This is a genomic window from Actinokineospora sp. NPDC004072 (assembly GCF_053604195.1).
On record NZ_JBSGHB010000001.1, the window covers coordinates 159,297 to 182,469 of the forward strand.

A 23,173-nucleotide genomic window follows, 5' to 3' on the forward strand; every position below is an offset into this window, starting at 1 on the left:
CGTGACCCGGCTGACCGCGGAGCACCTGACCCTGGCCTACGACCGGCGCATCGTCGCCCGGGACCTGGACGTGGCCATCCCCGACGGCTCGTTCACCGTCATCATCGGACCCAACGCCTGCGGCAAGTCCACCCTGCTCAACGCCTTCGCCCGGCTGCTGCCGCCCGCCGCGGGCCGGGTGCTGCTGGACGGGCGGCTGATCTCCGACTACCGCTCCAAGGAGGTCGCCCGCAGGCTCGGCCTGCTGCCGCAGTCCTCCACCGCGCCCGGCGGCATCACCGTCGGCGACCTGGTGGCCCGCGGCCGCTACCCGCACCAGAAGCTGCTGCGCCAGTGGTCGGCGGCCGACGAGGAGATCGTGCGCGACGCGATGGCCCGCACCGGGGTGCTCGACCTGGCGGGCAGGCCGGTCGACGAGCTGTCCGGCGGGCAGCGCCAGCGGGTCTGGCTGGCGCTGGTGCTCGCCCAGCAGACCGACATCCTGCTGCTGGACGAGCCGACGACCTTCCTCGACATCGCCCACCAGTTCGAGGTGCTCGACCTCTGCGCCGACCTCAACGAGCGCGAGGGCCACACGCTGGTCGCCGTGCTGCACGACATCAACCAGGCGTGCCGCTACGCCACCCACCTCATCGCGCTGCGCCCCGGCGGGGTCGTCGCCGCGGCGGGCCACCCGTCGGAGGTCGTCGACGCCGAGCTGATCGCCGAGGTGTTCGGCATCCAGGCCCGGGTGCTCCCCGACCCGGAGAGCGGCACGCCGATGATCGTGCCGATGGCCAGGACCCGGGTGTCAGCCCCGAGCCTGGCCTAGCTTCCAGTAGCCGGAGTAGAGCACCTGCCTGCGGTCCATGCCGCACTCGTGCAGCAGGTGCCTGCGCACCCGCGCCACCATCCCGGCCTCGCCGCACACCCAGGCGAACTCGGGGGCCGCAGGCGGGTCCGCCACGAGCGCTGCGACGACCTGCTCACCGTGCTCACCATCGCGGCGCAGCACGGTCGGCTGGACGGCCGCGGCGATGGGGGAGGGGGCGAAGTCCGCGCCGACCTCCAGGTAGACGCGCAGGTCGGGCGCCTCGGCGGGCAGCGCCTCCAGGATGGCCGAGAGCGCGGGCAGCGCGGCCTCGTCGGCGACCAGCACCTGCGTGCCGTCCGACCGCTGGTAGCCCGAGCCGCCCCCGCGGAAGCCGACCTCGTCGCCCTGGCGCGCGCCAGCGGCCCAGCGGGTGCCGGGGCCCGCGTGCTCGTGCAGCACGAAGTCGACGTCGATCTCGCACACCGCGGGCCGATGGGCGCGCACGGAGTACCAGCGCAGCTCGGGCCGCTCGTGCTCGGCGATGCGGTGCACGGCCTGGCGGGTGTTGAGCCGGTGCGGGTCCGGCATGACCAGACCGGCGGCCGGGTGCGGGATCAGCAGGCCGAAGTACTCGTCGGGGCCGGTGAGGGCGAAGTCGGCGAACTCCGGGGCGGTCAGCGTGATGCGGCGCTGGTGGGCGCTCAGCTCCTCGACGCCCGCGACCCGGGCGCGGAACTGAACGGGCGTCTCCCGCCTGCGGGAGGGCGCGGTGACCAGGTTGTTGACCTTGTCGGCGAGCTTCATCTGCAACCGATCCACTCTGTGCACGCGGGCTCCTCCCCCAGCAGATTAGGCAAGCCTAACTTATCTCCTCCTGCTTCGGGGTGGGAAGAGCAACACGGCGAAGGCCGCCACGTCGTGCTTGGCGGCCTTGTGGAGGGGCGTGGGGGAGTGGTCAGTGCGGGCTGTAGACCTTGCCGACGAACTCGGCGATCTTCTCGTCGCTGAGGTTCCGCGCGATCTCGGCCTCGCTGATGATGCCGACCAGGCGCATGCCGTCCTTGTCGATCACCGGCAGCCGCTTGATCTGGTGGCGCTCCATCAGGTCGAGCACCTCGTCGACGCCCGCGTCGGCGTCGATCCACCGCGGCGTCCCCTTCGCCAGCTCCTGGGCCTTCACCCTGCTCGGGTCGCCCCCGTCGGCAATGCAGCCGACCACGATGTCCCGGTCGGTGATCATGCCGCCGAGGCGGTCGTTGTCGCAGATGGGCAGCGCGCCCACGTCCAGCTCGCGCATCATCCGCGCGGCGTCCTGCAGGCTGCTGTCCGGCGGGATGCAGCGCACGTCGCGGTGCATGATGTCGCGGGCCTTGAGCTTCCTCGAAGTCATCGTCCTTCCTCCGATGGTCCGTTCGGCCGAATGCGGCCACCTCCAGCATGAGCCGACTGCCCCACCCACGCACGATCGCCTCATTATCTATCTCCTATTCACTATCAAGATAATGGACTTTGCCACAGAGCTAGAACGGGCACCTAAGAGATGAGGGGGCAAACAACGCCTAGAGGAGGGGAGGTCGACCCGAAGCTTGACCGGTCGGTCGCGGGCACGCTAGAAAACCACTTGGTTATACAACTGAGAGGTTATTGATGAGCGCTGACGTGCTGGATGCGACGTTCGCGGCCTTGGCCGACCCGACCCGGCGGGCGATCATCGCCCGGCTGGCGCGGGGGGAGGCCACGGTCACCGAGCTGGCGGCGCCGTTCGCGATGAGCCAGCCCGCGGTGTCCAAGCACCTGAAGGTGCTGGAGCGGGCCGGGCTGGTGTCGCGGGGGCGGGACGCGCAGCGCAGGCCGTGCCGGTTGGAGGCGCGGCCGCTGCGCCTGGTCGCGGAGTGGCTGGAGAGCTACCGGGGACGTTGGGAAGAGCGGTTCGGGCAGCTCGACGGGCTGCTCGCGGAGCTGGAGGGCAAGGACCATGATGCTCACTGAGGTGGCGCTGGCGACCCCGTCGCCCACCGAGATCGTGCTGACCCGGTCGTTCGCCGCGGGGCGGGCAGCGGTGTTCGCGGCGTGGACGACGCCGGCGCTGCTGCGCCGCTGGTACGGCGCGCAGGGCTGGACGCTGGAGACGTGCGAGATCGATCTGCGGGTCGGCGGTGCGTGGCGGTTCGTCTCGCGCGGGCCGGGCGGGGAGCTGATGGGGCACGGCGGGACGTACCTGGAGATCGATGCCCCGGCCCGGCTGGTGCAGACCGAGTCCTACGACGAGCAGTGGGTGCCGGGGGAGATCCGGTCGACGCTGGAGCTGGTCGAGGTCGAGGGCGGCACCCGGTTGTCGATCATGATGGCGTTCCCGAGCGTGGAGGTGCGGGACGCGGTGCTGGCCTCGCCGATGCGCGAGGGGATCGCGCAGGGCTTCCTCCGGCTGGACGCGGTGCTGGCGGGGGTGGCGGCATGAACTGGACGCTGGAGGTGGTCGTGGTCCCGGTGTCGGATGTGGACCGGGCCAAGCGGTTCTACGCCGAGGTGCTGGGGTTCGCCGTCGACCACGACACCGATGTCGGCGGCGGCCAGCGGATCGTGCAGCTGACCCCGCCTGGGTCGGGCTGCTCCATCGTGGTCTCGGACGTCCTCACCGACATGGCGCCGGGTTCGCTCAAGGGCGTGCAGCTGGTGGTCAACGACGTGCGGGCGGCGCGGGAGGAGTTGCTGGGGCGCGGGTTCGACCCCGGTGAGGTGGTCGTGGTCGGCCCGGAGGGGATGCGCCCGGCTGCCGAGGACGACGATCTGAACAACCGGGGGTTCCTGTTCTTCGCCGATCCGGACGGCAACTCGTGGGGGGTGCAGCAGATCACCGCGCGGCCCTGAGCCCGCTGCTCCGTACGGCCCAACCTCCGTTTTGCTGGTCAGGGCCGGTGGTAGCCATCCGGCAAGCGACTGACAAGGAGATCCGATGTCCACTGGAGCCATCATCGGCATCGTCGTCGCCGCGGTCGTCGTGGTCGGGCTGCTGCTGCTGGTCGCGGCCCTGGTGCGGCGCACGCGGTCCGGTCCGGCGCTGCGGCCGCTGGACCCGCGGGCGCGGGAGCAGTTCAGCGCGCGGTGGGCGCGGGCGCAGGAGCGGTTCGTCGACCAGCCGGATGCGGCGCTGGCCGAGGCCGAGCGGATCGTCACCGATGTGATGACCGAGCGCGGCTACCCGGCCGACGCCGACCACGAGCGCCGGGAGGCCGATCTGCCGCGGGACGGCCGCGAGCACTTCCGGGCGGCGCACTCGGTGCTGGAGCGCGTGCCGCGTGGTGCGTCCACCGAGGACATGCGCGCGGCGATGGTGCGCTACCGCAGCCTGTTCCAGGACCTGATCGGCGACACCCCGGCTCGGACGAGCCACTAGAGGAGGCACACGATGCGGCCAACTGATCACCGCCGCGGCGTCGAGGACTGGCAGGGCGGTCCGGCGCGGGAGGGGCGGATGCGCCCCGATGACCATCCGACCCCGGCTGATGCGGGCACGACGGCCCGCCACGCTGAGGGGGCGGCGACCAACGGGCGCGCGGTCAACGGGCAGGCGTCCGCCGAGCGGTCTGCTGAGGCGACGCGGCACGTGCCTGCTGCGGGGCGTCGGGCGGCGGCTGCGGAGCGCCGCGATGGTGCGGGGTCCGCGGTGACGGATGCGATCCCGGCGCAGCGGGATGGTCTGTTCAGCAGGCAGGAGGCCGACAGCTACCGCGAGCGCTGGCAGCGGGTGCAGGGCGGTTTCGTCGATGATCCGGCCGAGGCGGTCGAGGAGGCGGACAAGCTGGTGGTCGATGCGATCCGGGCGCTGTCGGAGCGCAAGCGTTCGCTGGAGTCGTGGCGGGAGGGCGCGGAGACCGAGGATCTGCGCCAGGCGCTGCGCGAGTACCGGTCGTTCTTGGATCGGTTGTTGACTGTCTGATCTGGTGTGAGCAGCGGGAGCCCCGTCCGGGTTCGGGCGGGGCTCCCGTGTGTCCGGGGGGTGGGCGTCCGGGGGTGAGTGAGCGTGCGTTCATCTCTCAACCTCTACTTGAGGTTGAGGCTCAAGTAGAGGTTGAGGGTTGGTGCTGACCTGCTACAACCGGGTGCCGGTGAAGGTGGCGGTGTAGTCGAGCGGGTCGCCGTTCCCGCACGACCCGCGGGCGGTGATGGTGCCGGTGACGCGGCCGTTGAAGCCGAAGGTGACCTCCATGGCGCCGTCGGCGACCTGGTGCAGGCAGGTGCTGGCGAAGGCGTTGAGGCCGGGGATGGCGGTGTCGGGGCGCACGGTGACGGTCGCGCCGGAGACGGTCGTGTGGGCCAGGTCGAGGTCGGGCACGCCGACGCTGGGCAGGCAGCCTGTGTTGGTGCCGAACCAGGTCGCGCCGAGTTCGATGCCCGCGGCGGGGAAGCCGGAGATCAGGCACACGTCGATCTCGTTGACGCCGTTGGTGGTGCCGGTGGCGGTGATGGTGCCGGTGACCGAGAGCTGGGCGGGCCGCTCGAAGCCGCGCCCGCCTGCGGTCCCGGTGAGGACGACGGCGTACTCGCCGAGTTCGATCACCGGCGCGGCGGGGACGGCGGTGGTGGTCGTGGGGGCGGTGACGGCGCTGGTCGCGGTGGTCCTGCGCGCGGGGGCGGCGGTCGTCGTGGTGGTGGGGGCGGCCGCGGTGGTGGTGGTCGGGGCGAGGGTGGGCGCAGCGGCCGCGGGCACGCCGGGTTCGGGGCGGGCGCAGGCGCTGAGCGCGGCGACGGCGAGGATGAGCAGTGTTCGGACCATCGTTGGGCGGCGTCGGGGGCGGGGGGCGCGACGTTACCCGTGTGGGAGCGGTGTCGGGGTGCGGGGGGCCGATAGGCTGATCGGCATGGCGAGCACGGACCCCGACATCGCGCGTGACCGGTTGGAGCGAGCCCGGCAGGCGGCCGCGGCTGCGGGGGTGGACGCGCTGTTGGTCGCCCCCGGCTCGGATCTGCGGTACCTGATCGGGCGCGGCGGGCATTCCTTCGAGCGGCTGACGGTGTTGGTGGTGCCGGTCGCGGGGGAGCCGGTGCTGGTGGTGCCCAAGCTGGAGGCGCCGGGGTTCGGGCCGCTGGGCGATCTCGGTGTGCGCGTGGCGACCTGGGTGGACGGCGATGACCCGTACCGGCTGGCCGCGGGTGCGGTGGGGGGCGCCGCGCGAGTGGCGGTGGGGGATGTGCTGCCTGCGCTGCACGTGCTGGGGCTGCGTTCGGCGCTGCCGGGGGCCGAGCAGGTGCTGGCCGGTCCGGTGCTGGGGGAGCTGCGGATGCGCAAGGACGCCGCGGAGGTGGCGGCGCTGCGGGCGGCGGGTGCGGCGATCGACCGGGTGCACGCGCGGATGGGCGAGTGGCTGCGGCCGGGGCGCACGGAGGCGGAGGTGGCCGCGGACATCGCCGAGGCGATCGTGGCCGAGGGGCATGTGCGGGCGGAGTTCGTGATCGTCGGGTCGGGGCCGAACGGGGCCAGCCCGCACCACGAGGTGTCCGACCGGGTGGTCGAGGCCGGGGATGTGGTGGTGGTCGACATCGGCGGGGTGACCGAGGAGGGCTACAACTCCGACTGCACCCGCACCTACAGCCTCGGCGAGCCGCGGGAGCCGGATGTGGCGCAGGCGTATGCGGCGTTGGAGGCCGCGCAGCGGGCTGCGGTGGCGGCGGTGGCGCCGGGGGTGAGCGCGGAGTCGGTGGACGCCGCGGCGCGGCAGGTGCTCGCCGATGCGGGGTTGGCGGAGTTCTTCATCCACCGCACCGGGCACGGGATCGGGTTGGACGTGCACGAGCACCCCTACATCGTGGCCGGGAACGACCGGGTGCTGGAGCCGGGGATGGCCTTCAGCGTGGAGCCGGGGGTGTACCTGCCGGGGCGGTGGGGCGCGCGGATCGAGGACATCGTGGTGGTGACCGAGGACGGTGCGGTGGCGTTGAACGGGCGTCCGCACGGGCTGGCGGTGCTGTGACCGAGTTGGAGCCCATCGACGCCGCGATCGTGCGGGTGCTGTCGGGGGACGGGCGGTGCAGCTTCACCGACCTGGCCGAGCGGGTGGGGTTGAGCGTGTCGGCGGTGCACCAGCGGGTGCGCAGGCTGGAGCAGCGGGGTGTGGTGCGCGGGTACGCGGCGCGGTTGGACAGCGAGGCGATCGGGCTGCCGCTGACGGCGTTGATCTCGCTGACGCCGATCGATCCGGCGGCCCCGGACGACTACCCGCAGCGGTTGGAGCACATCGCCGAGATCGAGTCGTGCTATTCGGTGGCCGGGGACGAGTCGTACGTGCTGCTGGTGCGGGTGGCCGGGCCTGCGGCGCTGGAGGATCTGCTGCGCAAGATCCGGGAGTCGGCGAAGGTGTCCACGCGCACGACGGTGGTGCTGTCGACGCCGTACGAGGGCCGGTCACCGGCGCTCTAGCCGGAAGGTGACGACGGTCAGGCCGGGTTCGGGTTCGTAGCGGCCGGTCTCGGTGAAGCCGTGGCGGCGGTAGAGGGCGGTGGCCGGGGTGTTGGCGGCGGCGGTGGCGACGGTGGCGGGTCCGCGGGTGCGGGCGAGCAGGTCGGTCAGCAGCGCGGTGGCCAGGCCGCGGCGGAAGTGGTCGGGGTGCACGCAGAGCCGGTCGATGTCGGTGGTCCCGTCGGTGCCGGTCCAGGCGATGATGGCGTCGGGGGCGCCGATGCCCAGCCAGCGCAGCGGCAGGGCGCGCATCTGCTCCAGGGTCTGGTGGAGGGCGGGGATGGCGTTGGAGCCGATCAGGTCGGCCTCGACCTGGTAGGCCGCCCGCACCACCTCGTGGGCGGTGCGGGCGGTGGTGTCGTCGGTCAGGTCGAGTTCACGCGGGTTCACGGGTGCTTTCTACCCGGCGGGGCTGCGGGGCCAGGTAGAGGCGGTGCCAGAGGGCTTCGACGGGGCCGCGGTCGAAGCGGCGCAGCCACCCGCTCGCCCCGGCCATCAGCAGGGCGGTGACCGCGAGCCAGGTGGCGGCGGTGAACCAGGCGCCGTGGTGGCCGAGGCGGGCGGCCAGGTCCAGGCCCCACGGGTAGCAGAGCAGCGAGGCGATGAGGTTCTGCAGGATGTAGCAGCTCATGGCGGTGCGGCCGACGGCGGTGAGCCCGGCGCGCAGCGGGCCGGGGGTGGCGCGCATGCGGTGCACGAGGGTGGTGATGGCGCCGAGCAGGCCGAAGGCGACCAGCGGGGCGCACAGGTAGCGGTCGACGAGGAACCACTGCGGCCCGGCCAGGGCGGCGGCGAGGTTGAGCGGCAGGCCCAGGCCGATGCCCCAGCGGGCGAGGCGGGCGCGCAGGGCCGCGCCCGCGGGGGTGTCGGCCAGCGCCCCGGCCTGCCACAGCAGCACCCCGGCGAGGAAGAGCACGGTGGACAGGGGCAGCACGAACAGCCCTTCGGAGCGCAGCGGCCCCCAGTGCTCCAGGCGCAGGGCCACCTGCCCGGTCCAGGTGTCGGCGGTGGGCAGGCCGGTGCCGTCGATGGCCTGGTCGCTGGCCACCAGGGCGGCGGTCAGCAGCCCGACGACCGCGGTGTGGACGGCCGCGATGGTGATCATCCAGGCGCGGATGGCGCGCCGGGAGCGGGCGGCGAGGTAGGCCACGGGGATGGCGACGATGGCGTAGAAGGTCAGCACGTCGCCTTCGAAGACGAGGATGTAGTGCAGGACGCCTTCGATGAACAGCAGCGCCGCGCGCCACGGGTACCAGCCGGGCCAGCGGGCGCCGCGGCGGCGGGCGGAGCCGAGCTGGATGGCGATGCCGACGCCGAACAGGATCGACAGCAGGCCCAGGAACTTGCCGTTGCTGAGGGTGCGCAGGATGGTGCCGGTGGTGTCGGCGGTGGCGGCGTCGGTGAGGAACCCGGCGAAGCCGCCGGGGTTGGTGAAGATCCAGGCGTTGGTGCCGAGCGTGCCCAGGATGGCCACGCCGCGCAGCGTGTCCAGGGCGGTGACGCGGGTGCTCACGACAGGTGTTCCCCCTTCTCCCTGGCGAGCCACGCTAGGGGCGGGGGCGGGGGTGGGGCGTCCGTCGTCGGGGGGAGGCGGTGATCGTCGGTTGGGGGGAGCTAGGGGCCGACGGAGGGGGCGGGGTGCAGGTCGCCGTCGGCGCCGGGCAGGCAGGCCGCGGCGGGGTGGTCGGTGCCCAGGAACTCCCCGAGGCAGCGGCCGAACTGGGCGTGGCCTGCGGCGTTGGGGTGGAAGGACTCCTGCATGGCGTGCCCGGCGCGGACTTCGTCGCGCAGGTCCTCCCAGCGCACCGCCAGGCGGGAGAACCACTCCTGGGCGGGGTCGGTGTGCGAGCACGCCTCGCGGCCGACGCCTGCGCGGGAGAGGTCGAGGAAGCGGGCGCCTGCTTCGCGGGCGGCGCGGCGGACCCCGTCGGTGATCTGCGGGACGGCGCGCTCGCGCACCCACACGAGGTCTTCGCGGCGCAGCGGGCAGCCGTTGAGGTTGCGCAGCTCTTCGAGCATGTCGGGGCCGACGGGGGCGGCGTAGGACTGCAGGACGAGGGTGTAGTCGCCGCGGGCGTACCCGGCCTGCTCCATGACGTGGCGGATGTCGGCGAGGGCGGCGACGACCTTGGGCGTCATGGCCTCGACGCGGCGAGGCCACTCCTGGTCCATCTCGGTGGCGCAGCCGGGCTTGCCCGGGTCGAGCCAGGCCTGCACGCAGGCGTCGAGGACGCCGGAGAAGCGCGGGTCGTCGTTGGCGCCGACGGCGACCACGATGGCCACCACGCGCCGCTGGCGGGCGAGTGCCCCGAGCCGCTGGGCCTGGGAGGGTTCGCCGTACTGCTCGGCGTCGCCGAGGCCGAGCTGGGCCGAACCCGCGCCGGAGCAGGCGAGGTTGACGGTCTCGTCGATGCCGCGCAGCCCGGTGTGGTGGATGCTGGCGTTGCGGGAGCGGTGGCACCAGTTGCCGTCGAGGCCGTCGGTGTCGGGCTGGTAGTCCCCGGCCGCTTCGCCTGCGACGGTGCTGTCGCCCATGGCGACGAGCACGCGCGGCACCCCGGTGGGCGGGGCGGGGGCCGGTGGCGGGTCGGGGTCGCCGAGGATGAACAGCCCGCCGATCAGCGCGGCCACGGACAGCACTGCGACGGCCCAGACGATCTTGCGGTTCATCACCGCCGAGTCTAGCCGCGCGCTGCGGCCCTGCTCAGGCGGCGATGCGGCCCTCCACCAGGTTCAGCGTGCGGTCGGCGATGGTGTGGACCTGGTCGTGGTGGGTGGCCACCAGCACCGCGGTGCCCGCGTCGGCGACGCGGCGCAGCAGGCCGAGCACGGCGGGGATGCTGCCGTGGTCGAGGTGGGCGGTGGGCTCGTCGGCCAGCAGCACCGCGGGCCTGCCGACCACGGCGCGGGCCAGGGCGGCGCGCTGCTGCTGGCCGTAGGAGACCTCGCCGGGGTAGCGCTGGCCGAGGTGCCCGATGCCGAGCTCGCCGAGCACCTGGGCGACCCGGTCGGCGACCTCCTGGGGCGGGGTCCGGCCGGGCAGGCGCAGCGGCAGGGCGACGTTCTCGGCCAGGGTCAGCTCCGCCGACAGGCCCAGCGCCTGGGGCAGCACGGCGCAGTCGTGCCAGGGTGGGGCGTCGTCGACGACGGTGCCGCACACGGTGACGGTGCCGCTGTCGGGGCGGTCGAACCCGCACAGCAGGGCGAACAGGGCGCTCTTGCCGGAGCCGGAGCGGCCGGAGACGGTGACCAGCTCGCCGGGGGAGACCTCGAGGTCGACCCCGCGCAGCACCGGCACCGGCTGCCCGCCGGGGTGGGGGAAGGCGCGGGTGAGCCCGCGCGCGGTGAGCACGCTCATGCCGCCTCCTCGATCCGGCCCTCGCGCAGCCGCACGACGCGGTCGGCGCGGGCGATGACCTCGTCGTCGTGGGAGGCCACGACGACCGGGACGCCGTCGGCGACGAGGCGGTCCACCACGTCCAGGACCAGCCCGGCGCTGGTGGCGTCGAGCTGGGAGGTGGGTTCGTCGGCCAGCACCACGGCGGGTTTGCGGGCCAGGGCGCAGCCGAAGGCCAGGCGCTGCTGCTGGCCGCCGGAGAGCGCCTCGACCTTCCAGTCGGCGGTGCCGGGGATGCCCAGCCAGCCGAGCACGGCCTCGACGTCGGCGGGCACGCGGGCGGACTCGGCCGCGGCGCGCAGGTTCTGCCCGACGGTGAGGTGGGCGATCAGGTTCTCCGGCGGGTACTGCACGACCAGGGCGATGCGGTCGCGGCGCATCCGCCGCCGCTGCCGGTGGCCGAGGCCGACGACGTCGCGGCCGGAGACCGCGACCCGCCCGCGGGTGGGGCGGTCGATGAGGCCCAGCACGCGCAGCAGGGTGGACTTGCCGGAGCCGGAGGGCCCGGCCAGCACGGTCAGCCCGCCGCCGGGGACGGTGAGGCTGACCTCCTCCAGGGCGGGCACCGGCCCGGCGGGGGTCGGGTACTCCACGCGCACCCGCTCCACCTCGAACAGGGGCGCCGCTCCCCCGGGGAACAGGTCGGCGTCGGTCAGCAGCTCAGCCACGGATCAGCTCTCCCACTCGGGCGGTGGTCACCGACCGCACCGCCGACCAGCACACCAGGGCGACCACGACGATCGCCGAGCCCAGCGTCGTGGACACCAGCCCCACCAGGTCGGGGGCATCGGCCAGGGGCCGCAGCCACGGCGAGGGGTCCAGCATCGGGGCCGAGACCGCGGTGCACGCCCACCCGGCGGCCGCGCCCGCCAGCACCGACGCCCCGGCCAGCGAGCCCAGCTCCAGCAGGTGGCTGGCCACGAGGGTGCGCGGGCGCAGGCCCATGCGGGTGGCCAGGGCCCCGGCCAGGGCGTTCTGGCGCCTGCGCACCTCCACGGCCAGCAGCAGCGCGGCGGCGGCGACCACGGCGAGCACGAAGCCCAGCGCGGTCACGAAGTCGAAGGTCCAGCGCACGGTGAGGAACGGCAGCCCGTCGAGCGCCTCGGCCTTGCCGCGGGCGTGCAGGTGGTGCAGGCCTGCGGTGTCGAGCTTGGCGAGCAGGGCCTCCACCGGCTCGGCGGACCAGACCTGCCAGACGTCGATGTCGCCGGGGTCGGGCAGGGCGGCGGTGGAGACCACGTAGCCGCGGTCGCCGATGAGCGGGAAGGAGGCCAGGTGGTCGACGGGGTCGACCTCGCCGATGCGGGGCAGCCGCGCCTGGGCGTCGGGGGCGGCGCCGATGCGCAGCGCGGGCAGCGGGCCGCCCGCGGCGGGGGTGTCGAGGCGGGCCAGGCGCTGCGCCAGCTCGGCGCGGTCGCCTTCGACCCAGGCGGCCTGGGTGAAGGTGGCCGGGTCGACGGCGAGGATGATGGCGCCCTCGGTCTTGAGCACCCCGACGAGGGTGGCGGTGCCCGCCAGCTCGGGGGGCAGGCCCTGCTCGGTGGCCACGGCGGTGGAGATCTGGGCGCTGGACTCGGCGCCGACGAACAGCCCGGACTTGGTGTCGAAGGCGTCGTCCTGGGCGGTGGCGATGCCCACGCCGACGGTGAGGGTGCCGACGGCGAGCGTGCCGACCAGCAGGATGCCCACGGCCGATCCGGCGGCTGCGGCCAGGCGGCGCACGGCCAGCTGGGCGGCCGGGGCCGACCACCAGCGCAGCCGGTGGGAGGCGCGCAGCCCCCAGCGCAGCAGCCGCACGGCGACCAGGGCGACGGTGAGCACGACCAGCAGCGGGAAGGCCAGGCCCACGGCGTCGGGCTGCTCGGGCAGCGGCTGGCCGAAGGCCATGCGCACCGGGGTGGCGTCCAGCCGCGCCCACGCCAGGTAGGCGGCCACGCCGGTGACCAGCTCCCAGGGCAGGTAGCGCAGGCCGCGCCAGAGGCGCACGCGGCCGCCGCTGCCCTGGAAGGCGCGGTGGGTGTGGGCTGCGGTGACCGCGGCGGCGACGAGCAGGGCGGCGGCGAAGACGCCGGTGGCGATGAGCGCGGAGGTGGCGGCGGTGCCGGGGGTCAGGTGGGGGGAGGGGGCGTACCAGGGCAGGGCCAGGCGGGCTGCTCCCCAGCCCAGGCAGGCCCCGACCAGCAGCGGGACGGCCAGCTCCAGCACCGCGCGGGCGCCGAGGGCGGCCGGGCCCGCGCCGCGCGCCCACAGCAGGCGCAGCTCGGCGCGGCGGCGCTGGCACCACTGGACGGTGACGGCGGCGACCCCGGCCAGGCCGACGAGCAGGCTGATGATGGTCAGCGGCAGGACCGCGCCGAGCACGGTGTCCCCGGCTTCGCGGCCGACCTCGACGGGCTTGGCGAAGTAGTTGCCGGTGGTGACCATGTCCGGGCGGGGCAGCTGGTCCTCGATGTCGGGCAGCAGGGCCGCGCCGCGGGCGGCGATGTCGGCGCCCTCGTCGACGGTGCGGGGCAGCTGCTGCAGCGGGAAGCGCACCGAGACGGTCACCGAGTCGCCCGAGGGCGGGCCGAACAGCTGCACGAAGGTGTCGCGCTCGGGGACGAGCACGACCGGGCCGGAGCCGCCGTCGGGGGCCAGCACGTTGACCACGGCCTCGCGCTGCTCGGCGCACCAGTAGTCGCCGACCGGGGCGGCGAGGTCCTCGTAGATGGCGGTGACCTTGGGGAAGCCCGGGTCGGCGAGGGTGTCGCCGAGCTGGATGTCGCCGTTCTCGGCCAGCGAGCGCGGCACCCACAGCCCGTCGCGCGCCCCGCCCTGCAGGACGGTGACGTTGTCCATCGCGCCCTCGCGCCACAGGAACCGCGACCACGGGTGCAGCCCGCTGTCCCAGGTCCACTGGTAGACCGGGGAGTAGAGGGCGCCGATGGGGGCGGGGAAGCCGTGGCGGGGGGCCTGGGCGGCGGCGGCGTCGATGACGGCGGCGCCCTCCTCGGCGGTGACCCGGCGGTGGTCGAGCACCGGGGCGACCGACTGGGGGCACAGCCTGCCCGCCTGGTAGCCGATGGCGGCGTTGCCCGCGGCGTCGGAGTGCAGGACCGCGGCGGCGCCGACGAAGGTCAGCAGCAGGGACGCGACCACCGCGACCAGCACCGTCAGCGAGCTCGACAGCGCCGCGCGGGGCGCGGATCTCCAGGGCAGCTGCATGGCGGCACGCTACCCGGGGTTACCCCCGAACGGGTGGTGGCGCGATCGTTTCGATATCCACCGAACCGCATTCGGCCGGACCCGTTGCGCGCTCTGGCCCATGCGGGTGGCCGGGCCGCGGCGCGGCGTGCCCGGCCGGTCGCGGGCGGTGGTCAGGCCGGGTGCGGCTGGTGGTCGGGGTTGGCGGCCCAGAAGCGCTGCCCGGCCTCGGGCAGGGTGCTGATCGGGTCGTAGTAGGGGTAGCGGCGGGAGAGGATGGCCGCGGCGTCGGCGTCCTCGGTGCGCTCGGTGCCCGCCCGGTAGTTCTTGGTCCAGTAGGAGATGCCGCGCTCGCGGTCGTACTCGGCGATCTGGTGCACCCAGCGCTTCCCGACGTAGGGGACGTCGCAGATGATGCGGGGGGTGGCGTAGCCGGGCAGGTAGCCCATGATGGCGTGCTGGAGCTCCTGGGCCTCCCACACCGCCAGCCGCCAGTGCTCGGCGTTGGGGATCATGTCGCACATGTAGAAGTAGTAGGGCAGGATGTTCGCCTCGCCCTGCAGGGCGAAGCACAGGTCCAGCAGCGCCTCGGGGGTGGCGTTGACCCCGCGCATGAGCACGCCCTGGTTGCGCACGTCGCGCACGCCGACCTCCAGGGCGGTGCGGGCGGCCTCGGCGACCAGCGGGGTGACCGACTGGGCGTGGTTGACGTGGGTGTGGATGGCCAGGTTGACCCCGCGGCGGGCGGCGGTGCGGGCCACCCGCTCCAGGCCTTCGACGACGGTGGGCTGCAGCCAGTGCTGGGGCAGCCCGGCCAGGGCCTTGGTGGCCAGGCGGATGTCGCGCACGGTGGGGATGTCCAGCAGCCGCATGAGGAAGGACTCCAGCTGCTTCCACGGCACGTTGGCCACGTCGCCGCCGGAGACCACCACGTCGCGCACGCCCGGGGTGCGCTTGAGGTAGTCGATCATGGCGTCTTGGCGGTCGACCGGCTTGAGGGCCAGCTTGTGCTTGTCGACCTGCGGGGTGGAGTTGCCCACCAGGTCCATGCGGGTGCAGTGCCCGCAGTACTGGGGGCAGGTCGAGAGCAGCTCGGCGAGGACCTTGGTGGGGTAGCGGTGGGTCAGGCCCTCCACCACCCACATCTCGGCCTCGTGCAGGGAGTCGCGGGTGGAGTGCGGGTGGCTGGGCCAGTCGGGGTCGCGGTCGGAGGCCACGGGCAGCATGTAGCGGCGCACCGGGTCGGCCAGGAAGGCCGCGGTGAACTCCTGCGGGCCCGCGCCGGGGTCGAGCGCGGAGGCCATGGTGTTGAGCATCTGCGGGGGCAGCAGCATCGACATGGTGGCCAGGCGCTGCTGGTCGTCGGCGAGGTCGGCGTAGAAGGCGTCGGTGAGCAGGTCGCCGGTGACCGCGCGCAGCTGCTTGGCGTTCTTGACGCAGTTGACCCGCTGCCACTGCGCGTCGCGCCACTGCGCCTCGGTGACGTGCGCCCAGCCCGGGAAGCGGCGCCAGTCGGGCTCGACCAGTTCCTTGCGCTCGTACTCGTAGGGCTGGTGCCCGGCCCGGTCCAGGGCCTCGGACACGCTGGTGACCGGGGTGCCCGGGCCGCCAGCAACTTCACGCAGCGCAGTCATATGTACTCCTCGCCGTTCGGGTGGCGTAAAGATATGCTGCCAGACGAGACGCACGGCGTAAATTTTGCGGAGGTTGCTGTGGTGGGGACGAGGACCGGGTCGCCGTGGGGACTGCACCGGGTGCAGGACCCGCCCGGCGTGCTGCCCCAGCAGGCCTGGCGCCTGGACCCCGACCCCACCCCCGCCGCCGACGAGGTCGTCATCGCCGTCGAACGGCTCAACCTCGACGCCGCCTCCTACCGGCAGCTGCGCGAGCAGCACGGCAGCGGCGACGCGGTGCGCGCGGCGGTGCTGGGCATCGTCGCCGAGCGCGGCAAGATGCAGAACCCGGTCACCGGCTCCGGCGGCATGCTGCTGGGCACCGTCGCCGCCGTCGGCCCCGACTCCCCCCTCGGCCTGGCCGTCGGCGACCGGGTCGCCACCCTGGTCAGCCTCACCCTCACCCCGCTGCGCATCGACGACGGCCTGGCCGACTGGGACGGGCTCTCCGAGCAGGTCCCCTGCCGCGGCACCGCCGTGCTCTTCGGCCGCTCCATCGCCGCCAAGCTCCCCGCCGACCTGCCCGACGCCCTCGCCCTGGCCGTGCTCGACGTCTGCGGCGCCCCCGCCCTCACCGACCGCGTCGTGCGCGGCTACCGCGCCCCCTCGGTCGCCGTGCTCGGCGGCGGCGGCAAATCCGGGTCGCTGTCGCTGGCCGCCGCCCGCCGCGCCGGGGCCCGCCGCCTGCTCGCCCTGGTCCCCACCGAGGCCGAGGCCGCCGCCGTGCGCCGCGCGGGCCTGGCCGACGAGGTCGTGCTCGCCGACGCCCGCGACCCCGTCGCCGTGGCCGCCGCCGTCGGCGAGCAGGTCGACGTCACCGTCGTGTGCGTGGACGTGCCCGGCTGCGAGCACGGCGCCATCCTGGCCACCGCCGACGGCGGCACCGTCGTCTTCTTCTCCATGGCCACCTCCTTCCCCGCCGCCGCCCTCGGCGCCGAGGGCCTGGCCGCCGACGTGCGCATGCTCATCGGCAACGGCTACGTCCCCGGCCACGCCGAGTTCGCCCTGGACCTGCTGCGCGCCGCGCCCGGGGTCCGGGCACTGTTCGAGGCCCGCGCCCACTGACCCGCGAGACTGTTCCCCCGTGACCACCACCCCCAGCACCCCTAGCGCCCCCGACACCCCCGCGACCCCGCGCACCACGCTGCTCACCGGCGGCCGCATCCACTCCCCGGCCGACCCCGACGCCACCGCGATGGCCGTGCGCGACGGCGTCGTCGTCTGGCTCGGCCAGGACTCCGTCGGCGCCACCCTCTACGGCGACGCCGAGGAGACCGTCCACCTCGACGGCGCCTTCGTCGCCCCCGCCTTCGTCGACGCCCACGTCCACGCCACCAGCGCCGGGCTGCTGCACACCGGCGTCGACCTCACCGCCGCCCCCAGCCTGGCCGCCGCGCTGGACGCCGTCGCCGCCCACGTGCGCCGCCACGGCCGCGCCCCGGTCTGGGGCCACGGCTGGGACGAGACCCGCTGGCCCGAGCAGCGCCCGCCCACCCGCGCCGAGCTCGACGCCGCCGCCGACGGCGCCCCCGTCTACCTCTCCCGCGTCGACGTGCACTCCGCGCTGGTCTCCACCGCCCTGCTCGACCGCGCCCCCGGCGCCGCGGCCGCCGACGGCTGGCACCCCGAGGGCCCGCTCTCGCGCGCGGCCCACCACCACGCCCGCCGCGCCGCCCGCGACGCCATCACCCCCGGCCAGCGCGCCCAGGCCCAGCTCGCCTTCCTGCGCCACGCCGCCGCCCACGGCATCGCCAGCGTCCACGAGTGCGCCGGACCCGACATCTCCGGGGCCGAGGACCTGGCCGCCCTGCTCGCCCACCCCGGCGACCTGCCCGAGGTCGTCGCCTACTGGGGCGAGCGCGGCGACCCCGCCCTGGCCGCCACCCACCGCGTGCGCGGCCTGGCGGGCGACCTGTTCGTCGACGGCGCCCTCGGCTCGCGCACCGCCGCCCTGCACCAGCCCTACGCCGACGCCCCCGACACCACCGGCGCCCTCTACCTCGACCCCGCCGCCATCGGCGAGCACCTGCGCGCCTGCACCGAGGCGGGCATCCAGGCCGGGTTCCACGTCATCGGCGACGCCGCGGTCACCGCCGTCATCGAGGGCTTCGCCCGCGCCGAGCAGCACCTGGGCCGCCTGGCCATCGCCGCGGCCCGCCACCGCCTCGAACACCTGGAGATGGTCACCCCCGGCCAGGCCCAGCAGCTGGCCCACTGGGGCGTGGTCGCCTCCGTGCAGCCGCTCTTCGACGCCTGCTGGGGCGGCCCGCACGGCATGTACGCCCAGCGGCTCGGGCCCGAGCGCGGCACCGCCCTCAACCCCTTCGCCCAGCTCGCCGCGGCCGGGGTCGTGCTCGCCTTCGGCTCGGACGCCCCCGTCACCGCCGCCGACCCGTGGGCGGCCGTCGCCGCCGCCGTCCACCACCGCACCGACGGGCACGGCCTGTCCCCGCGCGCCGCCTTCACCGCCCACACCCGCGGCGGCTGGCGCGCCGCGGGCGTCGACGACGGGCTCACCGGCACCCTCGTGCCCGGCGCCCCCGCCACCTACGCCATCTGGGAGGTCGACGAGCTCGCCGTCGCCGCCCCCGACAGCCGCGTCCAGCGCTGGTCGACCGACCCGCGCTCGCGCGTGCCCGCCCTGCCCCGCCTCGACCCCGGCGCCACCCCGCCCGCCTGCGCGCGCACCGTCCTGCGCGGGCGCGTGCTGTTCGACCGACTGGAGAACAATGCCCCTGCTTGACCTGGACCCCGCGGTCGTGGCCACCGCACGGGCGCTGGCCGCGCAGGCCGCCGCCCCGGTGATCGACATCGCCCGCGCGCACACCACCGTCGCCGTCGAACGCGCCACCCTGCGCCTGGCGGGCATCACCGGAGCCGACACCACCCACCGCGCGGGCGACGTGCCGTGGGTCAACCGGGTGGTCGACACCGTGCGCGAGCACTGCGGCCTGGAGCACGGCGTCGCCCTGCCCGCCTTCCACGCCCTGCGCGCCCACGACCTGGGCTCGCTCACCGAGCTGGCCGAGGCCACCGCCGCGGGCCAGATCACCTACCGCGTCCCCGAGGGCCGCGACGCCACCCGCGCCGCCAAGGCCGCCCGCACCGCCGTCGCCCGCGGCCTGCGCACCATCGACCGCAACCGCGCCCAGCGCGCCAAGCTCGTCGCCAGGCTCGGCGACCCGCCGCGGCGGCCCTGGATCTACCTGATCGTGGCCACCGGCGACATCGACGAGGACGTCGTGCAGGCCGCCAACGCCGCCCGCGCCGGGGCCGACATCATCGCCGTCATTCGCTCCACCGGCCAATCCCTGCTGGACTACGTGCCCGAAGGCGCCACCCACCACGGGTTCGCGGGCACCTACGCCACCCAGGAGAACTTCCGCATCATGCGCGCGGCCATGGACGAGGTGTCCAAGGAGGTCGGCCGCTACATCCGCGTCACCAACTACGCCTCCGGGCTGTGCATGCCCGAGATCGCCGTGCTCGCCGGGCTCCAGCGGCTGGACATGATGCTCAACGACTCCATGTACGGCATCCTCTTCCGCGACATCAACCCCATCCGCACCTTCGTCGACCAGCGCTTCTCCCGCCAGGTCCACGCCCGCGCCGGGATCATCATCAACACCGGCGAGGACAACTACCTCACCACCGCCGACGCCGTGGACGCCGCCCACACCGTCACCGTCTCCCAGCTGCTCAACGAGCACTTCGCCCACGAGGCCGGGCTGCCCGACGAGCTGCTCGGCCTCGGCCACGCCTTCGAGATCAACCCGAAGGTGCCCGACTCCTTCCGGCTGGAGCTGGCCCACGCCCTGCTCGCACGCGAGCTGTTCCCCGACGCACCGCTGAAGTGGATGCCGCCGACCAAGCACATGACCGGCAACGTCTTCGACGGCTACCTGCTCGACGGCTTCTTCAACCTCGCGGGCGCGCTCACCGGCCAGTCCATCCTGCTGGTCGGCATGATGACCGAGGCCGTGGTCACCCCGTTCCTCTCCGACCGCGACCTGGCCCTGGCCAACGTGCGCTACGTGCTCGACGCCGCAGGCAACCTGCGCGAGGACTTCCGGCCCGCCCCCGACGGGTTCATCGCCAAACGCGCCCACCAGGTGCTCGGCGAAGCCGTCGACCTGCTCGCCCGCATCGTCGACGAAGGCCTGCTCGAAGCCATCGCCCAGGGCACCTTCGGCCTGATGAAGCGCCCCGCCGACGCGGGCAAGGGCGCCGACGGCGTCATCGCCAAGGCCGAGGGCTACACCAACCCCGCGAGCGACCTGCTGGAAGAAGGTGCCACCGCGTGAAGCGCCACCTCCGCCCCTACGGCGACACCACCGGCGACGGCATGGTGCAGCTGTCGTTCACCCTGCCCGTCCCGCACGGCCCGCGCGCCGACGGCGCCGCCCAGCAGCTGGCCAACAAGATGGGCATCGACCCCGCCCTCGTCGTGCACTCCCACCCCATCGGCGCCGACTTCACCTTCTTCGTCGTCTACGGCTCGGTGTCGCACATCATCGACATGGACGCGGTCACCGTCGTCGAACGCGAATACCCGCTGCTGACCCCCGGGGAGGTCAACACCGCGGTGAAGAAGGCGCTGCGCCGCAAGCTCGTCGTCGTCGGCGCCTGCATCGGCACCGACGCCCACACCGTCGGCATCGACGCCATCCTCAACATCAAGGGCTTCGCCGGGGAGAAGGGCCTGGAGTACTACCGCGAGCTGCGGGTGATCAACCTCGGCGCCCAGGTCACCGTGCCCGAGCTGGTCAAGCGCGCCCGCGCGGAGAAGGCCGACGCCGTGCTGGTCTCCCAGGTGGTCACCCAGCGCGACGCCCACATCCTCAACACCCAGGAGATGTCGGCCGCCTTCCGCGAGGCGATGGGGGAGCGCCGCCCCCTGCTCGTCGCGGGCGGGCCCCGCTTCGACCCGCTCATGGCGGGCGAGCTCGGCGTCGACCGCGTCTTCGGCCGCGGCACCACCCCCGGCGAGGTCGCCTCCTACCTCGTCCACGCCATCACCACCGGAAAGGCCGCAGCATGAGCGCCGAGGTCGGCACCACCGTCACCCACCGCCGCTACGTCCCCCACTCCCACGCCCACTACGGCGGCAGCCTCGTCGACGGCGCCTACGGGCTGGGCCTGTTCGGCGACGTGGCGACCGAGCTGTGCGTGCGCACCGACGGCGACGAGGGCCTGTTCGCCGGGTACAGCGAGGTCACCTTCGCCGCGGCCATCCAGGCAGGCGACGTCATCGAGGCCACCGCCACGCTGGTGCGCGTGGGCGCCCGCTCCCGGGAGATGGAGTTCGAGGCGCGCGTGGTCTGCCGCTCGGCCCCCGACCGCGGCCCCTCCGCCGCCGACGTGCTCGACCCGCCCCTGGTGGTCACCCGCGCCCGCGGCACCGTCGTCGTCCCCCCGAAATAACGGACATCCCCGAGCCCGCCTCGGGTTCGGGCTGCGCCGAGCGAGTGATCTTGGCCGGGGCTGGGCCGAACGGGTCAGCCCGGCCTTGCCCCGCTCGGCCCTTCGCTGATAACAACCGGGACCACACCATCCGTCCGGGGCCGCCGCGGAGGACCATGCCCACCGAACTCGTCGAGGTCGACCACGTCCTGGACCACCCAGCGGACCAGGTGTGGGAGCTGCTCGGCGATCCCGCGCTCTACCCCAGGTTCGTGCGCGAGGTCGCCGCCTGCGACCCCGCGGGCGAGGGCGCCCCCTCCGGGCGCGGCGCCCGCTACCGCGTCCGCTACGCCCCCCACCGCGGCCAGGACCCCGTCCTCGACGAGCTGGCCGTGCTCGTGCACTGCCCCGGCGAGCACCTGGTGCTGGTCGGGCCCGCATGGCAGGGCGGGCACCTCAGCGTGCGGCTCACCGCCGAGTCCCGCCGCCGCACCCGCGTGCAGGTGGTGCTGTCGCTGCCGGAGACGCTCACCGCGGGCACCGTGCTGACCAGCGCGTGGCTGCGCAAGCGGATCCGCCGCGCCTTCGGGCTCATCGACCACCAGCTCGCCGGGCGCGGCGCCGCCGCCCCCCGCGGCCGCGCGGAGGCCACCGCCCGCGGCGCGGGCTCGGTCACCACCCTGCGCGTGCTCACCAAGGCGGGCGTCATCGCCCCCGGCCGCCCCGACCGCCTGGCCCGCCAGCTGGCCACCGTCGCCAAGTGGGGCGCCACCCTCGTCGGCGGCTACCGCGCCGCCGCCGTCGCCGCCCCCCGTGCGCTTGCCATCGTCGACGAGAACGGCGAGCACACCTACGCCGACCTCGACCGGCGCAGCACCCGCCTGGCCAACGCGCTGGCCGAGCGCGGCGTGCGCGCGGGCAGGCGGGTGGCGCTGATGTGCCGCAACCACGCTGGGCTGGTCACCGCCGCCATCGCCTGCGGCAAGCTCGGCGCCGACGTGCTCATGCTCAACACCGGCCTGTCCGCCGACCAGGTCGCCGACACCGTCGAGCGCCACCGCCCGGTCGCCCTGCTCGCCGACGACGAGTTCGCCCCCCTGTTCCACCACCTGCCGCCCGCCCTGCGCTACATCTCCACCTGGAGCGCCGCCCCCGCCGACCTCACCCTCGACACCCTGGTGGCCACCGGCGCGCCCACCCCGATCACCGCGCCGCGCACCCCGGGCCGGGTGATCGTGCTGACCTCCGGCACCACCGGCGCCCCCAAGGGCGCGCGGCGGCGCAACCCGCCGGGCCTGTCGGCGGCGGCGTCGGTGCTCTCCCGCATCCCGCTGCGCGTGGGCGAGCGCATGCTCGTGGCCACCCCCCTGTTCCACACCTGGGGGCTGGCGGCGATGCAGCTGGCCACCCCGCTGCAGGCGAGCCTGGTCCTGCAGCGCCGCTTCGACCCCGAGGCCGCGCTGGCCGCCATCGCCGAGCGCCGCTGCACCTCGATGGTCGCCGTGCCGATCATGCTCCAGCGCATCCTCGCCCTGCCCGCCCGCGTCCGCGCCCGCTACGACACCAGCAGCCTGCGCGTGGTCGCCTCCAGCGGAGCGCCCCTGCCCGGCGCCCTCGTCACCGCCTTCATGGACGCCTTCGGCGACATCCTCTACAACCTCTACGGCTCCACCGAGGTCTCCTGGGCCAGCATCGCCGATCCCGCCGACCTGCGCGCCGCCCCCACCACCGCGGGCCGCTGCCCCGCGGGCACCAAGGTCGGCATCCTCGACGCCGCGGGCCGCCCCCTGCCCCCTGGCGTGGTCGGCCGCATCGCGGTGGGCAACGAGATGCTGTTCGAGGGCTACACCGACGGCGGCTCACCGGAGAAGCACGGCGACCTGATGGTCACCGGCGACCGCGGCTACCTCGACGCCGACGGCAGGCTGTTCGTGTCCGGACGCGACGACGACATGATCGTCTCCGGCGGGGAGAACGTGTTCCCGCGGCCGGTGGAGGAGCTGCTGCTGAGCCTGGAGCAGGTCGTCGACGCGGCGGTGGTGGGGGTGCCCGACCGCGACTACGGCCAGCGCTTCGCCGCGTTCGTGGTGCTCAAACCGGGGGCGCGGATGCAGGCGACGGAGGTGCAGGAGTTCGTCCACGCGCACCTGGAGCGGTACTCGGTGCCGCGGGACGTGGTGTTCGTGTCCAAGGTGCCGCGCAACGCGACGGGGAAAGTGGTGAAGGACCTGCTCGTGGAGCAGGTGTAGGGGGCTGCCGCCTCCCCTGCG

At 74.4% G+C, this 23,173-nt stretch carries 24 protein-coding genes; 14 read left to right on the forward strand and 10 right to left on the reverse strand.

Translation table 11 applies throughout. The features are described 5' to 3' along the window. Nucleotide 1 precedes the first annotated feature (1 nt). Complete coding sequence (locus ACWEPX_RS00665) at nt 2–811, forward strand: ABC transporter ATP-binding protein (RefSeq protein ID WP_451894936.1); 810 nt, start codon at nt 2–4, stop codon at nt 809–811. Here the strand turns inward: ACWEPX_RS00665 and ACWEPX_RS00670 are convergent. Next, nucleotides 791–1,621 carry a siderophore-interacting protein gene (locus tag ACWEPX_RS00670; RefSeq protein ID WP_451894937.1) on the reverse strand — a complete coding sequence of 277 codons (831 nt, stop codon included), beginning with the start codon at nt 1,619–1,621 and terminating at the stop codon, nt 791–793. The genes ACWEPX_RS00665 and ACWEPX_RS00670 overlap by 21 nt on opposite strands. 127 nt (nt 1,622–1,748) lie before the next feature. Continuing rightward, nucleotides 1,749–2,183: a CBS domain-containing protein gene (locus ACWEPX_RS00675; protein ID WP_451894938.1), complete on the reverse strand. Its 435-nt coding sequence runs from the start codon at nt 2,181–2,183 to the stop codon at nt 1,749–1,751. A gap of 257 nt (nt 2,184–2,440) precedes the next feature. On the opposite strand from ACWEPX_RS00675, the gene ACWEPX_RS00680 reads away from it, so the two are divergent. From ACWEPX_RS00680 to ACWEPX_RS00700, 5 genes are all read left to right on the forward strand, one after another. Then, on the forward strand, nt 2,441–2,782 hold the full coding sequence (locus tag ACWEPX_RS00680; protein ID WP_451894939.1) for an ArsR/SmtB family transcription factor: 342 nt from the start codon (nt 2,441–2,443) through the stop codon (nt 2,780–2,782). Then, nucleotides 2,772–3,251, forward strand: coding sequence for an SRPBCC domain-containing protein (locus ACWEPX_RS00685; RefSeq protein ID WP_451894940.1), 480 nt, complete (start codon nt 2,772–2,774; stop codon nt 3,249–3,251). The genes ACWEPX_RS00680 and ACWEPX_RS00685 overlap by 11 nt, the downstream gene beginning before the upstream one ends. Continuing rightward, a complete protein-coding gene (locus ACWEPX_RS00690) occupies nt 3,248–3,661 on the forward strand; it encodes a VOC family protein (RefSeq protein WP_451894941.1) in 414 nt (137 codons plus the stop codon). Before ACWEPX_RS00685 ends, ACWEPX_RS00690 begins: the two co-directional genes overlap by 4 nt. An 85-nt stretch (nt 3,662–3,746) precedes the next feature. Further along, nucleotides 3,747–4,187 carry a hypothetical protein gene (locus ACWEPX_RS00695; protein ID WP_451894942.1) on the forward strand — a complete coding sequence of 147 codons (441 nt, stop codon included), beginning with the start codon at nt 3,747–3,749 and terminating at the stop codon, nt 4,185–4,187. A 78-nt stretch (nt 4,188–4,265) separates the two neighbouring features. Beyond that, nucleotides 4,266–4,730, forward strand: coding sequence for a hypothetical protein (locus tag ACWEPX_RS00700; RefSeq protein WP_451894943.1), 465 nt, complete (start codon nt 4,266–4,268; stop codon nt 4,728–4,730). Nucleotides 4,731–4,883: 153 nt separating this feature from the next. On the opposite strand, the gene ACWEPX_RS00705 is transcribed toward ACWEPX_RS00700, so the two are convergent. Beyond that, nucleotides 4,884–5,567: a hypothetical protein gene (locus ACWEPX_RS00705; RefSeq protein ID WP_451894944.1), complete on the reverse strand. Its 684-nt coding sequence runs from the start codon at nt 5,565–5,567 to the stop codon at nt 4,884–4,886. Nucleotides 5,568–5,652: 85 nt separating this feature from the next. Here ACWEPX_RS00705 and ACWEPX_RS00710 point away from each other — a divergent pair, with 85 nt between their 5' ends. Beyond that, entirely contained in the window at nt 5,653–6,762 is a 1,110-nt protein-coding gene (locus ACWEPX_RS00710; RefSeq protein ID WP_451894945.1) for a M24 family metallopeptidase, read from the forward strand. After that, nucleotides 6,759–7,208, forward strand: coding sequence for an Lrp/AsnC family transcriptional regulator (locus ACWEPX_RS00715; protein ID WP_451894946.1), 450 nt, complete (start codon nt 6,759–6,761; stop codon nt 7,206–7,208). Before ACWEPX_RS00710 ends, ACWEPX_RS00715 begins: the two co-directional genes overlap by 4 nt. Here the strand turns inward: ACWEPX_RS00715 and ACWEPX_RS00720 are convergent. From ACWEPX_RS00720 to ACWEPX_RS00750, 7 genes are all read right to left on the reverse strand, one after another. Continuing rightward, complete coding sequence (locus ACWEPX_RS00720; RefSeq protein WP_451894947.1) at nt 7,194–7,637, reverse strand: GNAT family N-acetyltransferase; 444 nt, start codon at nt 7,635–7,637, stop codon at nt 7,194–7,196. The two genes, ACWEPX_RS00715 and ACWEPX_RS00720, sit on opposite strands and share 15 nt — an antisense overlap. Beyond that, complete coding sequence (locus ACWEPX_RS00725) at nt 7,624–8,760, reverse strand: DUF418 domain-containing protein (RefSeq protein ID WP_451894948.1); 1,137 nt, start codon at nt 8,758–8,760, stop codon at nt 7,624–7,626. The genes ACWEPX_RS00720 and ACWEPX_RS00725 overlap by 14 nt, the downstream gene beginning before the upstream one ends. A gap of 101 nt (nt 8,761–8,861) precedes the next feature. Then, nucleotides 8,862–9,917: a GDSL-type esterase/lipase family protein gene (locus tag ACWEPX_RS00730; RefSeq protein WP_451894949.1), complete on the reverse strand. Its 1,056-nt coding sequence runs from the start codon at nt 9,915–9,917 to the stop codon at nt 8,862–8,864. Between the two features lie 34 nt (nt 9,918–9,951). Continuing rightward, complete coding sequence (locus ACWEPX_RS00735; RefSeq protein WP_451894950.1) at nt 9,952–10,605, reverse strand: ABC transporter ATP-binding protein; 654 nt, start codon at nt 10,603–10,605, stop codon at nt 9,952–9,954. Beyond that, nucleotides 10,602–11,312, reverse strand: coding sequence for an ABC transporter ATP-binding protein (locus tag ACWEPX_RS00740; protein WP_451894951.1), 711 nt, complete (start codon nt 11,310–11,312; stop codon nt 10,602–10,604). The genes ACWEPX_RS00735 and ACWEPX_RS00740 overlap by 4 nt, the downstream gene beginning before the upstream one ends. After that, a complete protein-coding gene (locus tag ACWEPX_RS00745; protein ID WP_451894952.1) occupies nt 11,305–13,848 on the reverse strand; it encodes an FtsX-like permease family protein in 2,544 nt (847 codons plus the stop codon). The genes ACWEPX_RS00740 and ACWEPX_RS00745 overlap by 8 nt, the downstream gene beginning before the upstream one ends. A 152-nt stretch (nt 13,849–14,000) precedes the next feature. Then, a complete protein-coding gene (locus ACWEPX_RS00750) occupies nt 14,001–15,461 on the reverse strand; it encodes a KamA family radical SAM protein (protein ID WP_451894953.1) in 1,461 nt (486 codons plus the stop codon). Nucleotides 15,462–15,542: 81 nt separating this feature from the next. On the opposite strand from ACWEPX_RS00750, the gene kdd reads away from it, so the two are divergent. The 6 genes from kdd (at nt 15,543) to ACWEPX_RS00780 (ending at nt 23,152) form a co-directional block, all read left to right on the forward strand. After that, nucleotides 15,543–16,565, forward strand: a complete 1,023-nt coding sequence (gene kdd / locus ACWEPX_RS00755; RefSeq protein ID WP_451894954.1) for an L-erythro-3,5-diaminohexanoate dehydrogenase — start codon at nt 15,543–15,545, stop codon at nt 16,563–16,565. 19 nt (nt 16,566–16,584) lie between these two features. Next, nucleotides 16,585–18,243, forward strand: a complete 1,659-nt coding sequence (locus tag ACWEPX_RS00760) for an amidohydrolase (protein WP_451894955.1) — start codon at nt 16,585–16,587, stop codon at nt 18,241–18,243. Further along, on the forward strand, nt 18,230–19,804 hold the full coding sequence (gene kamD, locus ACWEPX_RS00765) for a lysine 5,6-aminomutase subunit alpha (protein WP_451894956.1): 1,575 nt from the start codon (nt 18,230–18,232) through the stop codon (nt 19,802–19,804). Before ACWEPX_RS00760 ends, kamD begins: the two co-directional genes overlap by 14 nt. Continuing rightward, complete coding sequence (gene kamE / locus ACWEPX_RS00770) at nt 19,801–20,541, forward strand: lysine 5,6-aminomutase subunit beta (protein ID WP_451894957.1); 741 nt, start codon at nt 19,801–19,803, stop codon at nt 20,539–20,541. The genes kamD and kamE overlap by 4 nt, the downstream gene beginning before the upstream one ends. Continuing rightward, nucleotides 20,538–20,924, forward strand: a complete 387-nt coding sequence (gene kal / locus ACWEPX_RS00775; RefSeq protein ID WP_451894958.1) for a 3-aminobutyryl-CoA ammonia lyase — start codon at nt 20,538–20,540, stop codon at nt 20,922–20,924. Before kamE ends, kal begins: the two co-directional genes overlap by 4 nt. A 155-nt stretch (nt 20,925–21,079) precedes the next feature. Next, nucleotides 21,080–23,152, forward strand: coding sequence for an AMP-binding protein (locus tag ACWEPX_RS00780; protein ID WP_451894959.1), 2,073 nt, complete (start codon nt 21,080–21,082; stop codon nt 23,150–23,152). Nucleotides 23,153–23,173 lie beyond the last annotated feature (21 nt).

Bases quoted from the DNA above. Each gene is read 5' to 3' on its own strand.
- ACWEPX_RS00675 (WP_451894938.1), bottom strand. From the start codon at position 2,183: ATGACTTCGAGGAAGCTCAAGGCCCGCGACATCATGCACCGCGACGTG.
- ACWEPX_RS00680 (WP_451894939.1), top strand. From the start codon at position 2,441: ATGAGCGCTGACGTGCTGGATGCGACGTTCGCGGCCTTGGCCGACCCG.
- ACWEPX_RS00685 (WP_451894940.1), top strand. From the start codon at position 2,772: ATGCTCACTGAGGTGGCGCTGGCGACCCCGTCGCCCACCGAGATCGTG.
- ACWEPX_RS00690 (WP_451894941.1), top strand. From the start codon at position 3,248: ATGAACTGGACGCTGGAGGTGGTCGTGGTCCCGGTGTCGGATGTGGAC.
- ACWEPX_RS00695 (WP_451894942.1), top strand. From the start codon at position 3,747: ATGTCCACTGGAGCCATCATCGGCATCGTCGTCGCCGCGGTCGTCGTG.
- ACWEPX_RS00700 (WP_451894943.1), top strand. From the start codon at position 4,266: ATGCGCCCCGATGACCATCCGACCCCGGCTGATGCGGGCACGACGGCC.
- ACWEPX_RS00705 (WP_451894944.1), bottom strand. From the start codon at position 5,567: ATGGTCCGAACACTGCTCATCCTCGCCGTCGCCGCGCTCAGCGCCTGC.
- ACWEPX_RS00710 (WP_451894945.1), top strand. From the start codon at position 5,653: ATGGCGAGCACGGACCCCGACATCGCGCGTGACCGGTTGGAGCGAGCC.
- ACWEPX_RS00730 (WP_451894949.1), bottom strand. From the start codon at position 9,917: ATGAACCGCAAGATCGTCTGGGCCGTCGCAGTGCTGTCCGTGGCCGCG.
- ACWEPX_RS00735 (WP_451894950.1), bottom strand. From the start codon at position 10,605: ATGAGCGTGCTCACCGCGCGCGGGCTCACCCGCGCCTTCCCCCACCCC.
- ACWEPX_RS00745 (WP_451894952.1), bottom strand. From the start codon at position 13,848: ATGCAGCTGCCCTGGAGATCCGCGCCCCGCGCGGCGCTGTCGAGCTCG.
- ACWEPX_RS00750 (WP_451894953.1), bottom strand. From the start codon at position 15,461: ATGACTGCGCTGCGTGAAGTTGCTGGCGGCCCGGGCACCCCGGTCACC.
- kamD (WP_451894956.1), top strand. From the start codon at position 18,230: ATGCCCCTGCTTGACCTGGACCCCGCGGTCGTGGCCACCGCACGGGCG.
- kal (WP_451894958.1), top strand. From the start codon at position 20,538: ATGAGCGCCGAGGTCGGCACCACCGTCACCCACCGCCGCTACGTCCCC.
- ACWEPX_RS00780 (WP_451894959.1), top strand. From the start codon at position 21,080: ATGCCCACCGAACTCGTCGAGGTCGACCACGTCCTGGACCACCCAGCG.